Consider the following 12,227-nt stretch of genomic DNA (forward strand, 5'->3'; position numbering starts at 1 on the left):
CGACCGTGGCCGTGCCCGGCGGGCGAGAGAACAACCTCGTTTGGCGGCGTCCCAGTGGCTGTATCTCCTCTTGTTGCTCGTGATCTCGTCCGCACGTTCGGTTCACGGCGGGTGCTGGAAGGCATCTCGCTGATCGGTGCCCCGGGCCAACGGATCGGGCTCATCGGCGAAAACGGCGTTGGAAAGTCGACCCTGCTCCGGTTACTTGCGGGCATGGACGAACCCGACTCCGGCGCCGTCGTACGGCCTGTCGATCTCGGCTTTCTCCATCAGGAGATGCCGTTCGATCCGAGCGCAACGATTGCCGATGTGATGGACGATGCTCTTCATGACGCGCGCGAGGACCTTGCCGAGCTCGATCGACTGACCCGCCAGCTCGCTGGCATTGCTCACCGCAGTGCGCTGGAGCGATCTGGTGGCTACGACGAGGTGCTGGCAGAGTATGGCGACCGACTTGAACGGGCGCACGAGCACGACGCCTGGGATGCCGACCGGCGAGCCAAGCTGGTGCTTGACGGGCTGGGCCTCGCAGGTATCGAGCACGCCCGCCGGCTCGCCGACATTTCTGGTGGCCAACGGGCCCGGCTTGCGCTGGGAGCACTGCTCATTCGCCGGCCGACGGCCCTGTTGTTGGACGAGCCCACCAACCATCTCGACGACGACGCCAGCGCCTTTCTCGAGGAGCAATTGCGCGAGTTACCTGGCGTCGTCGTATTGGCCAGCCATGATCGCGCGCTGCTCGACGCTGTCTGCACTGACCTGATCGACCTTGACCCGGCGGTCGAAGGCCCAATTCGCTACGGGGGTAACTACACGGCGTACCAGGCGCAGAAACACCAGGAGCGACAGCGCTGGGAACGGCGCTTCGCCGAAGACCAGCACGAACTCGCCGAATTGCGCCGCGCCGTCGCGGTGACATCGCGAAACGTTGCGCCCGGCCGCGCGCCCCGCGACAACGAGAAGATGGGCGCCGGCCACACCGCCGGCCGCGTGCAGAACCAGATCTCGCGACGGGTGCGAGACACCGCTCGCAGGCTCGACGAATTGGAGCGCACCCAGGTTCGCAAGCCGCCGGACCCACTTCGGTTACAGGCGTCGACGCTCGTGGTCCCCGCATCGGACGGTCTGCTGGTCTCATTGCGCGGCGTCCGGGTGCCGGGTCGGCTCGCGCTGGAGCGCCTCGACGTGTCAGCCTGTGACCGATTGCTCATCACCGGCCCGAACGGTGCCGGTAAGTCCACACTGCTGGCGGTGTTGGCCGGACGATTGGAGGCCTTGGGTGATGTGCACCGGCGACACGCTCTCCGGGTAGCACTGCTAGCTCAGGACACCGTCTTCGACCGACCGGATCGCACGGTGGGTCAGACGTACGAAGACTTCGTCGGGGTTGAACGCGCCGAGGCGGTACCACTGCGCTCGCTCGGCCTTATCGCACCGCGAGATAGCTCAACGCTGACCGGCGACCTCTCCGTCGGCCAGCGTCGTCGCCTCGCACTGGCGCTGCTGTTTGCAGACCCACCCGAGCTGTTACTGCTCGACGAACCGACCAATCATCTTTCACCGCAGCTTGCCGACGAACTGGAGGAAGCGTTGGGCACGGGGCCCGGAGCTATCGTCATCGCCAGTCACGATCGATGGTTGCGATCGCGCTGGGCCGGCACCGAGCTTCGCCTGGCACCTCGAAGCGAGCATGAACTCGACGCGCCAAGTGGCCACCGACCGACAGTGCAGCCAAGGACTTAGACGCGTTCGGCGTTCTGCTCGCGGAGGATGGCGCGCTGTGTCGGTTTGGCTTCGATGAAACGCTGTTCTCCGGCGGGGGTGATCTTGGTCCATACCGACCGTCGATCATCGGTGCACATTCCTCGCTCGACCAGACCATCGCGCTCGAGCCTGCTGACGAGCCTGGAAAGCGCGCTCTGCGTGAGGTGAACCTGCTCACCGAGCTCGTGCATCCGTACCTGGCCGTCGGGGCTGGTCGTGGCGTGCAGCTGTTGCAGCACTTCGAAATCGCTCACGGTGATGTCGTGCTTAGCCAGCAGCTCGCGATCGAGACTGCAGGTCAGCCGGTGATAGCGGCCCATGAGGTCATGCCATTCCGCGGCGAGGTCGTCATCGCTGCGCTGGGACATGATCGCACTATAACACATGCGACAGCATAATATTCCTGCTCATATTATGCTTGCGCATTAGATGCATATGCATAAGATAGTCGACGTGACTGACCTCGATCTGGGCGCCGATGCGCCCACACCCACTTCACTGTCATCTACCGAACCGCCTGAGCAGTCCAGTCCGGTCGCGACCCTCGCCCGGCCGGAGCCGCGGAGCCTCGGCTCGAACTCGACGACACCGACGACCGCAGGCCTCAACTGGACGGGCGCAACCTGGGCGCTACTCGTTGTGCTGTGCGGCGCGCTCTTCCTTGACGGGCTCGACCTCTCGATGGTTGGCGTGGCGCTGCCGTCGATCGGTACCGACCTTCACCTGTCGGCGAGTTCGCTGCAATGGATCGTCAGCGGATATGTCCTGGGCTACGGCAGCTTCTTGCTGTTGGGCGGACGAGCCTCCGACTTGCTCGGACGACGACGGGTCTTCCTGGTCGCGATCGCAGTGTTCGGCACCGCCTCGGTCATCAGCGCATTTCTGAGCAACGACCTGGCGCTGATCGCGTTGCGTTTCGTCAAAGGCGCTTCGGCCGGGTTCACGGTGCCGGCCGGCCTATCGATCATCACCACCACTTTCGCTGAAGGTCCGGCCCGAAGTCGCGCCCTCAGCATCTACACGGTCTGCGGGGCCAGCGGCTTCTCGTTGGGACTTGTCTTCGGTGGCCTCCTCACCGAGCTAGGTTGGCGCGCCACCTTTCTCGTTCCGGGACCGGTCGCCATCGCGCTGCTCATCGCCGGTATCAAGGTCATCCCCGCAGCTGCTCGTGAGCGCGTGACGCTCAGCCATTTCGATCTCGCGGGCGCGTTCAGCAGCACGGCCTCCTTGCTGATACTGGTCTTCGCGGTCGTCCAGGCACCCACCCGCGGTTGGGGAGCGCCGCTGACCATCGTGCTACTCGGTGTCAGCGCGGCCCTGATGACGGCGTTCGTGCTCATCGAACGCCGGCACCCGCGGCCGTTGGTGCGCCTGGGCATTTTGCGCTCGGCCTCCCTGGTGCACGCCAACATCGCCGCGGCATCGATGTTCGGTGGGTACGTCGCATTCCAGTTTGTAGTTACGCTGTATGTCCAGAACTCGCTCGGTTGGTCGCCGCTCGGCATGGCGATGGCGTTTCTACCGACCGGGGCGATCGTCGTCGCAAGCGCGCCACGGATGGGCGCCATCCTCGAGCGCGTCCATACGACCAAGCTGATTCTCTTCGGGCTGCTGTCCTTGCTCGGCGGGTACGCCCTGTTCCTTCGGGTCGAGCCGAACATGTCGTATGCGAACTTCCTGCTACCGACCATGCTGCTACTCGGCATCGGCTTCGCGCTCTGCTTCCCGTCCGTCAACTCCCAAGCCACCGCGGGCGTGCCGGATCACGAGCAGGGATTGGCTTCGGGGTTGGTCAATACCAGCATGCAGATCGGCGGCGCCATCGTGCTCGCCGTGGTAAGCGCAATCCTTGGCGGATCCGGGGCAACGTCTGTCCATGACCACCTACTGCCCGGCATGACGACTGCGATCGGAGTCGTCGTCGGGGTGTCTTCGCTCGGTTTGCTGGCAACGGTGTTCAGGCTTCGGGCCATCAGCCGACGACTTGAGCCGGCCACCGATCGATCAGCCACTGCTTGATCAATGACCGCCTGATCAATGACCGCCTGATCAATGACCGCCTGATCAATGACTGTTGTTCTGACCGTACGCGGTCAGGACAACAGTCTCGATAACCCCGACCACCGTGTAGAGCAGGAGCGAAACGCCAGTCAGGACAACGATATCGGCCCACACCTGCCCGTAGTCGAAGGCGCCGATGGCATTCAGAATCGCCCCGCCGATACCTCTACCGGTCGCAAGCCACTCGGCGACCAACGCTCCGATCAGAGCACCGGGCACCGAGATTCGCGCGGACGCGAAGATCGCAGGTAGCGCAGTCGGGATGGCCACCTTGCGGATCACCGTCCATCGATTTCCGCCGAAGGCCAGCACGAGGTCGGTGGTCTGTTGTGACGCCGAGCGGAGGCCGAACACGATGTTCACGAGCGCAGGAAAGAACACCACGATGCCACCGATGACCGCGACACCAGCGGAACCACGTTTGAAGATCAAGAGAATGATCGGCGTCATCGCCACCAACGGGACCGAACGCAGCAGCATCGCGATGGGCATGAACGCCAGTTCGGCTGGCCGGAAAAGTACGAACAGTGCGGCAACCACCAGCGCGGCAAGCATGCCGCCGGCAAACCCAAGTGCCGCATCGTGCAAGGTGATCCTGACAAATCCGAAGACTGCGCTCCGGTTTGCAGCGGCCTCCGGGTCGGTGAAGAGGTACTGCCATACCGCCTTCGGCGATTTCCCGACAACCGGAGCGACATCGAAGGCCTTGAGAAAGATGATCCAACCGATCAAAACCAGGCCCACGGCCACCAGAATCGGCCACACCAGATTCCACACCGCGCGGCCAATCGTCCGAGCCGTGCCCGTCCGCAAATCCGTCGCCGTGGCAGCCGGCGCCGGCGGAGGCTGAACGGTCGCTATCGCGGTCATCGCGGACCAGCGGAAGACAAGGCTGAAGCAGCCGTTGACGCCCAGGGCGTGAGCAACCGGCCAACCAGGCCGATGACGAAATAGCCGATGCCCGCGACCAATCCGCACACCAACGCGAGTCCCCAGGTGCGAGGAACGAGATATTCCTGCTGCGCTGCGGTAATCACGACCCCGAGACCGCTGTCCACGCCGCCCAGATATTCACCGATGATCGCGCCCAACATTGCTGCGGGGGCGGCGATCTTCAGCGCCGACAGAGTGGCTGGCAAAGCCGCGATGACCTGAACCTTCGTCATCCGTTTGAGCCGACCACCACCATAGGCGGTAACCACGTCGAGCGCAGTCCGGTCGGCTGCCTTCAACCCGAGCAACGCTCCGACCAGGGTCGTGAAGAATACCGAGACGCCCGCGAGAAAGATCGTCGGTGCCCGACCACCGAAGACGACCAGAATGATCGGCCCAATTGCAGTCAGCGGCATGCAGTAACTGATGACCGCCACCTGGGTCGCGACACCTTCCACCACCGGAACGAGCAGCACGACCAGGGCCACGGCGATCGCGAGGAGGTTTCCCCAGGCGAATCCGATCAGAGCACCGCGAACGGTCACACCCACGTTCGTCCAATAGAACTGGAAACCGTCCTTGTGGTACTGCCTTAGCACCGCAAGTGGCGTAGGCACCGCTCCGTTCTCGCGGAACTTCGTCACCGCGAACAGCGTCCATACCGCGATGATCAGCAGCACGCCGAGCAAGCCTCCGAGCCAGCTCGGTGTCGTGGCGAACCACCGCCGCTTGGGTGCCGCGTGCGTCACGGACATCGCGCCCACCTCAGTCCTCACCCATCGCCGCGCCACCGCGGCCGAACAGAACCTCGGAAAGATGATCATGAATGGCGTGAAATTCCGGCGTGCGCATCATCTCCGGCGTGCGCGGGCGCGGAAGGTCGATCTCGACGACCTCGACGACCCGCCCTGGTCGAGGGCTCATGACCGCAACGATGTCGGAGAGAAAGATCGCTTCGGAAATACCGTGGGTGACCATGAGCGTCGTCGCAGGCTTCTCGGTCCAGATTCGAAGCAACTCCTGATTCAATCGCTGCCTGGTCATATCGTCCAGCGCCCCGAAGGGTTCGTCCAACAGCAGCACAGACGGTTTCACCACCAGGGCGCGCGCAATCGAGACGCGCTGGCGCATTCCGCCGGACAGTTGCGCAGGTTTCGCCTTCTCGAAACCCTGTAGCCCGACGAGCCGAACCAGATCGGCTATGAAGGCGTTGTCGACCTTCGTACCTGAAACCTCGAGCGGCAAGCGGATGTTGGACAGCACGCTGCGCCAGGGAAGCAACGCTGAATCCTGAAAGGCGATGCCCAGATCATGCTGGCGTCTCAGCTCAGCCGGCGTACGACCCTCGACCAGCGCAAGACCTGCTGTCGGAGTTTCCAAGCCCGCCAGGATCCTCAGGATCGTTGACTTACCGCAGCCGGACGGGCCCAAGAGGGCAAGAAACTGACCCTTTTCGGTCTTCAGGTCGGTGTCGGCCAGCGCAGTAATCGACCGGCGACCCATCGAAAAGGTCTTCTCCAGGCCCTGCAACGTGATTCCCGAACTGGTCGGCGCCACCTGCGCGAGCGCCGGTGACGCCACTGCAATCGACCGTGCCATCAATCCTCCAACTTCGCGCTGCCTCCGTCTGAGAAGTCGATCAGCTGGCAGAGGCCGACGGCGATGCAGACGCCGCTGCCGACGCGTAGGCAGTGATCAGATCTGGGTTCTCCGCATAGACCTCTTTGAGCAGCGACATGTCGAACAGCTGATCGGCGGTGATGCTCACCCCGGTAAGGGCCAAGGCCTTGATGTTGGAGGCGATGAGCTCGTCGCTGATGGTGAAGATTCCGTTCTTGATGCTGTCAGGCGTCACGATCAGACCGTTCTGAGCCGTAGCCTCTTCGGTCTGTTCGGCAAGCGACAGGTTCTGGTCCTTCCCATAGTTCGTCACGGCGTAGGTAGCAGATTGGCTGGGATTGCCCACGGCATCCGTCCAGCCCTTGATCTCGGCCACCAGGAATGCCTTTAGCTTGTCGCGATTCTTGTCGATGTCGTCCTGAGAAACGACGAATGTCTCGGCAGCGAAGGGCAGATCGTAGTCAGCAAAGAGGAAGGTGGTCGTCTTGAAACCCTTACCCTTGAGCAGGATCGGCTCGTTGGTGATGTAGGCCATGTAACCGTCGACCTCGCCGGTGGTCACCACGGTGGGGTCGTATTGCACAGGCACGATCGTGACGTCGGACTCTGCGATGTTGTTTGCTTTGAGCAAGCCCTTGAAAATGGTGGTGTTGCCACCGGCCTGCACGCCGATCTTCTTGCCCTTCATTGACTGAACGTCCGGGATCGGGTTCTTCGCAACCGATACGATGCAGAATGGGTTCTTCTGATACGTCGAGCCGATTGTCTTGAGCTTGGCGCCCTTCAAGATCGCAGGCGCAGTGACCGTCACCGAAGATAGACCAACCATCGCCTTGCCGGTGGCTACCGCTGCCTCTGCGCTGGTACCTGCCGAGCCGCCCGCCGTGAGTGTCACACCCGAGAATCCCGCGTCCGTGTAGTAGCCCTTCTGATCAGCGAAATACTCGCCCGCGAACTCGATGTTCTTGATCCACGACAGCTGGACGGTCGCGTTGCCGAAATCCTTCGTAGCCGTTGCACTACCGCTCCCGCTCGACCCGCCGGCCGGTGTACTCGAGTCCGAACTGGAACATGCGGCGAGCAGGGGTGCGGCGCTGAAGGCGAGAACGCCAAGGCCGCCTAACTGCAGGAAGGACCGACGGCCCATTCGAGAACGGGCGGGTAGCTGATCTGGCATGGACGCTCCTGACTGCTTGAAGACCGATTCGGGGATCCGGATCGGGTGGCACCATCCACCGCGACTGCACTCGAACGAGTCGCTGACACGAGGGCGACTTGCTGCCGAAAGCTACGAGTCCACCGTTTCGGCCGTGCGTCGCTGTATTGCCGGGAGATCACACTTGCCCGACCGAGCAAGGCGGCTCATGCAAGCTGGTCTCATGCAAGCTGGTCTCATGAAAGCCAAGCGGCAATGCGAGCCACCGCGCCCTCGACCAGCTCGGCAGGAGCACCGGAGTCCTCGATAGAACACGTTGCTACGAATGCAAGCTGCGAGTCGTCAAGGCCCAGCTCCTCCCTGGCTGTGTGGTATTCGTCCAGCAGACCCGGGCCGAAAAGCAGCGGGTCATCGCCATTTATCGAGCACCGAACGCCTGCCTCCAGCAGCCGCGGCAGGGGGTGCTCGGTCATGGAGCCCACGACGGACAGCATCACGTTCGAGGTCGGGCACACGTCCAGGCAGATCCCCTCGTAGGCCAACCGTCGAACCAGGTCGGGGTCCTCGATTGCCCGCACACCATGGCCTATTCGGTTCGCATCGAGCAGGTCGAGTGCACCGCGAATGCTGGTTGGGCCAGCGAGTTCGCCTGCGTGCGGAGCGCTGATCAGTCTCGCCTCGTTCGTGATGGCAAAGGCTTTCGCGAAGGGTTCCGGCCCGAAGCCGTCCTCGTCGTTGGCCAGACCGAACGCCACTACTCCAGAATCGGCGCGCTCGGCAGCCAATCGCGCCAGACTCTCGGCCTCGGCGGGATCACCGGTACGGTCCGCGGTGATCATCAGCCCGAACCCGATGTCGAATTCAGCGGCGGCCGCACGTCCTGCTTCGAGAACCAGGTCCGTGGTCTCAGCAGGGCTGCCCAACCGTTCCACATGATGCATCGGGTAGAACTGCGGTTCCACCCACACTGCGCCGGCCAGGGCCGCGTCTTCGACGACCTCGCGCACCAGCCTGGCCAGATCTTGCGGCGTGCGCATGACATCACAGGCAGCCTTGTACTGGCCGACGAAAGCGGTGAAGGAGCCGTACCCGCGAATCGGTGGTACGGCGATGCCATACGCGGCGGCCATCTCGGCCAAGGTGATCGGTCGCATCGCACCCTCGAGATGCAGATGCAGATGAGCTTTCGGCAGATTGCGAAGATCTCTTGCTGGCACGACTTAGGACGGTAGGAGCGAAGCATTTCGCGTCCGTACTGTTCTGTTTCCAAGTCGTAAATGATCAGTCGCAACGGTGTCCAAACCCACCGGTAGGTCTCTAGCATCGTGGGTATGCCGCTGCGCCCCGCCGCCGAGTCCGCCGTGTTCGGCCCATTCGACCTGCACGCGGCCGACGACCCGAAGCACGGGGCCGTCCTCGACGATCTCGAGCTCTGTTATCACGAGAACGGATTCGTGGTGCTTCGGGCAATCTTCACCGATGCGCTGATGAATCGCATGGAGCGCGAATGCGTCGACGCGCAGCGCCAAGTGGTCGCCCACGAACTCCCCGAGCGATATGGCTCGACCGTATTTCTCGACGACGCCGCCAAGGCCGACCGTTTCGCCAACTACGTGGAGTTCATCAACGAGCTGTCACCCGCCGTTCGTGAGGCCGCGAGCCACCCGGTCCTGCTCAAGGTATTGCACCGGATACTCGGCGAAAACGCTTGGCTCAGGGCGAGCAATCAATTCGGCATCGTCTATCAAGACGCGCGACCTGGCCAGGAATCGGGCTATAGCAGAATCGGATGGCATTCCGATTGGCAGGCCGGTCCGAGCCTTCAGGTTTGGCCTTCCACCGCCTTCACTTTTCACCTCGACGCGACCTCTCCCGCCAATGGCTTTCTGCGGGTCGTTCCCGGAAGTCATCGCTGGGCAACGCCCGCCCCGTACCGAAACGTCAACAACGTCGCGGTTCCCTCGACGGCGAAACCGACTGGTGGGTACACCGACAGCCCGCCGCCGTTCGAGATGCCGCTGACTTTCGAGGCCGTTCCCGGCGAGATCCCGATCTTCGCTCAGCGGGGTGACGTGATACTCCATGATTGCTACCTATGGCACTCGGCAGCTCGCGCCACCGACGAGACTACGACCAGGCGGCACGTACGTGGTGGCTACTTCGCCGGTGATCGCAGCTACGAACACGCCGAGGAGTTTCTGAAGAACGCCGCGCGGTGAGTCAGCGGCCATTTCTGCGAGCGAGACTCTCCAATGCGGGACGATCCAGCGTGACAGCACTGACCGAGCCGGTCTCATCGGGCCTTTCTGTAGTGGTGCTTTTGGCAATGTTCCTAGCAACATTCTTGGCGATATCAGTGACGTCGATTGCGCCACAGTCGAGACCGCGGCACAGGTAGGCGGCTAGAGCTTGCGCGGTCGCCGGTTCGTCGAGAATGCCGGTTGACGACCGCTGCAGGTAGCGCTGCAGACGGGCGACCGCCGCTGGCATCGACTCTCGGTAAAAGGCGAAGGTCGCAGCGAACCGGGTGGGCAACTGCGCCGGGTGCAGATCCCAACCCTGGTAGAAGCCTCGTTCGAGCGAACGGCGAACCAGCCTCGCATGCAGCTGCCAGCCAGCGTGAACATCCTCGGTGGTGCCAACCGGCAACAGGTTCGTCGACCCGTCCGAGAGTGGAATCCCGGTACCGGCTGCAGCGACCTGCATGACCGACTTTGCATAGTCGGCAGCGGGATGTTCCATGCTCTGGAAGGCGGCCGCAATACCGACCGATGCGGAGTAGTCATAGGTGCCGTAGTGCAATCCGGCGCACCGACCGTCGCTGGCATGAATCATCCGAGCCACCAGGGCAGTACCGTCCGCGGCCAGGATGGCCTGCGGGGTCTCGATCTGGATCTCGTACCTGAGCCGGCGACCCGGCAAGCCATGCGCGGCCTCGAGCGTGCCGCAAAGCTGGTTCATTGCCAGAATCTGAGCTACCGAGGTGACCTTCGGCAGCGTGATGACGAAGCCGGCCGGAAGCACGCCGTCATCAACAAGGATCGACTCCAAGAACAGCGCAATCGTGCGTACTGCGCGCATTCTGGTGAGCGCCTCCAGAGACTTGATCCGCAGCCCCACTGAGTGAGTTGCCATTCCCGTGTCGCGGGCTGAGCGCAGGGCCACGACGACGGCCCGAACGTCGGCATCTTCGACCGCATCGGTGCGCAGCCCGTAGCCGTCCTCGAAGTCGATGCGCAGATCCTCGATCGGCTCGGCTTGCAGCTTTCGCCGTACTTGGTCGTCAAGCGCGGTGGTCGGCGCTGCCACGCGGCCGGTGTCGGCCCCGTGCGGCAGGACATGAGGATCGATTGGGCCATACCGGTCTAGTGATTCGATGGCCTGCGCCCGCCATTGTGCGACTGAATCGGCCCGAAACTGGTCGGCTGGGATGTACACGGTGTGCACTGGCTGGCGGTCGAGCGTCGCACCCGGGTATCGCGCTTCGCGTTCGCGGTCATCGACTCTGAGCAGATCATCAAGCTGACCGGCCAGCCGCGCCGCCAGATCGTCGGGGCTGCCAGATGTGACCGACGCGCCCGTCACGCCGGTCTCCCCTCCTGCCCCTGAAAACTCAGTCAAAGAAAGCGGACCGATCGAGCTCGTCGGCAAGTTCGCTCGGCAACAGCGACAACCAGCGTTCAGCGATGGGCCGCCTGCTGGACTCGGCAACCTCGCCGTTGACGCGCAGCCGCGACAGGCCGCCATCGGGAAAGACGTCGAGCCGAACCTCGGCCACCTCAGGCGCCGCCCGGACGCGCAAGCGATGTTCGGTGTCTGGCAACAGAGGCGTCGAGGGCAACAGCTCTGCACCGGTCCGGGTGTCGGTCAAGCGGGCCCGGGCGGGTGCGTTGCCGACGAATCGCGTCGTGTCTATTACCACGTCATGGACGATGCCGGGCGCGGCCAGTACGACCGTCAGCCAGTCGTTTCCGTCGTCTCGTCGTCGCGAAGTTTCCCAACCATCGGACATGACAGTTGCCAGGCCGGGAGCGAGCACGTTCGACGGCGACGAGTAGAACATGTTGCTGCAGCCAGTGATCCGGCCACCATTCGTCGTTGCCGCGAGATCTATCCGGCCGCCGAGAAAGCGGGGGTCTGCTACGACTTCGCCGTGCACCCTCAGCCGGGCCACGCCACCATCAGGGTAGATTCGCAGGCGGACGTGGGTTGTCAAGCGTTCGGCACCGCCGACTACGAACGAGTTCGCGGCGTCACCCTTGAGTTCAGCCTTGTCGAGCAGCGGACTCCACGACGCCGCCAAAACCTCAGACTCGGCGGGGTAACCAATCAGGGTCGCACCGTCGACCGAAGCACCGGTCGGAAAGTTCCCGGTGAAGAAGGCGGTATCTATGACAACCCCCCGGACGACGACCGGCGCACCCAACCTGATGATCACACCCAATCCGAGATGTCCCCGCCCGCCCCGGCGGCCCCGGCGGCCCCGGCGGCCCCGGCGGCCCCGGCGGCCCCGGCGGCCCCGGCGGCATCGTGCGGGCCGCGGCGGCGGCGAGTCTCCCAACCGTCATAAAGCTTTCCCCTGGGCCCGAAGGCACTTCGGTCATGTACCGCCGGCCCTGGATTGATCAGGTTGTCCGCGGATGCGAAGAGCTCGTCATTCGTGGCGACCACGCTGCCGCCCATGGACCGGTTC

Annotated in this window: 10 protein-coding genes and 1 pseudogene; 3 read left to right on the forward strand and 8 right to left on the reverse strand. The window is 63.5% G+C overall.

Features of this window, described 5'->3' with window-relative positions; translation table 11 throughout:
• The first annotated feature begins 54 nt into the window (after window positions 1-54).
• Complete coding sequence (locus ACSMXN_RS21125) at window positions 55-1,743, forward strand: ABC-F family ATP-binding cassette domain-containing protein (protein ID WP_035944278.1); 1,689 nt, start codon at window positions 55-57, stop codon at window positions 1,741-1,743.
• Here ACSMXN_RS21125 and ACSMXN_RS21130 read toward each other — a convergent pair.
• Complete coding sequence (locus ACSMXN_RS21130) at window positions 1,740-2,132, reverse strand: MarR family transcriptional regulator (protein WP_081649235.1); 393 nt, start codon at window positions 2,130-2,132, stop codon at window positions 1,740-1,742. The genes ACSMXN_RS21125 and ACSMXN_RS21130 overlap by 4 nt on opposite strands.
• Before the next feature lie 61 nt (window positions 2,133-2,193).
• On the opposite strand from ACSMXN_RS21130, the gene ACSMXN_RS21135 reads away from it, so the two are divergent.
• The gene (locus ACSMXN_RS21135; protein ID WP_027139708.1) at window positions 2,194-3,783 is read left to right on the forward strand and encodes an MFS transporter; all 1,590 of its coding nucleotides are present in this window, start codon (window positions 2,194-2,196) and stop codon (window positions 3,781-3,783) included.
• Window positions 3,784-3,828: 45 nt separating this feature from the next.
• Here the strand turns inward: ACSMXN_RS21135 and ACSMXN_RS21140 are convergent, their stop codons facing one another.
• The 5 genes from ACSMXN_RS21140 to add form a co-directional block, all read right to left on the reverse strand.
• Window positions 3,829-4,695, reverse strand: coding sequence for an ABC transporter permease subunit (locus ACSMXN_RS21140; RefSeq protein ID WP_022914439.1), 867 nt, complete (start codon window positions 4,693-4,695; stop codon window positions 3,829-3,831).
• Entirely contained in the window at window positions 4,692-5,513 is an 822-nt protein-coding gene (locus ACSMXN_RS21145; protein WP_051148966.1) for an ABC transporter permease subunit, read from the reverse strand. The genes ACSMXN_RS21140 and ACSMXN_RS21145 overlap by 4 nt, the downstream gene beginning before the upstream one ends.
• 10 nt (window positions 5,514-5,523) lie before the next feature.
• Window positions 5,524-6,357 (reverse strand): ABC transporter ATP-binding protein, encoded by an 834-nt coding sequence (locus tag ACSMXN_RS21150; protein ID WP_051148967.1) that lies wholly within the window; start codon window positions 6,355-6,357, stop codon window positions 5,524-5,526.
• 40 nt (window positions 6,358-6,397) lie between these two features.
• Complete coding sequence (locus ACSMXN_RS21155; RefSeq protein WP_022914442.1) at window positions 6,398-7,555, reverse strand: ABC transporter substrate-binding protein; 1,158 nt, start codon at window positions 7,553-7,555, stop codon at window positions 6,398-6,400.
• Between the two features lie 215 nt (window positions 7,556-7,770).
• Window positions 7,771-8,751 (reverse strand): adenosine deaminase, encoded by a 981-nt coding sequence (add, locus tag ACSMXN_RS21160; RefSeq protein ID WP_022914443.1) that lies wholly within the window; start codon window positions 8,749-8,751, stop codon window positions 7,771-7,773.
• 114 nt (window positions 8,752-8,865) lie between these two features.
• On the opposite strand from add, the gene ACSMXN_RS21165 reads away from it, so the two are divergent.
• The gene (locus ACSMXN_RS21165; protein WP_022914444.1) at window positions 8,866-9,753 is read left to right on the forward strand and encodes a phytanoyl-CoA dioxygenase family protein; all 888 of its coding nucleotides are present in this window, start codon (window positions 8,866-8,868) and stop codon (window positions 9,751-9,753) included.
• A 1-nt stretch (window position 9,754) separates the two neighbouring features.
• Here the strand turns inward: ACSMXN_RS21165 and ACSMXN_RS21170 are convergent, their stop codons facing one another.
• Entirely contained in the window at window positions 9,755-11,119 is a 1,365-nt protein-coding gene (locus tag ACSMXN_RS21170) for a DUF6986 family protein (RefSeq protein ID WP_022914445.1), read from the reverse strand.
• A 28-nt stretch (window positions 11,120-11,147) separates the two neighbouring features.
• A pseudogene (gene alc / locus ACSMXN_RS21175) lies at window positions 11,148-12,217 on the reverse strand (allantoicase).
• Between the last annotated feature and the right edge of the window lie 10 nt (window positions 12,218-12,227).

The sequence above is a fragment of the Parajatrophihabitans canadensis genome, assembly GCF_053764775.1.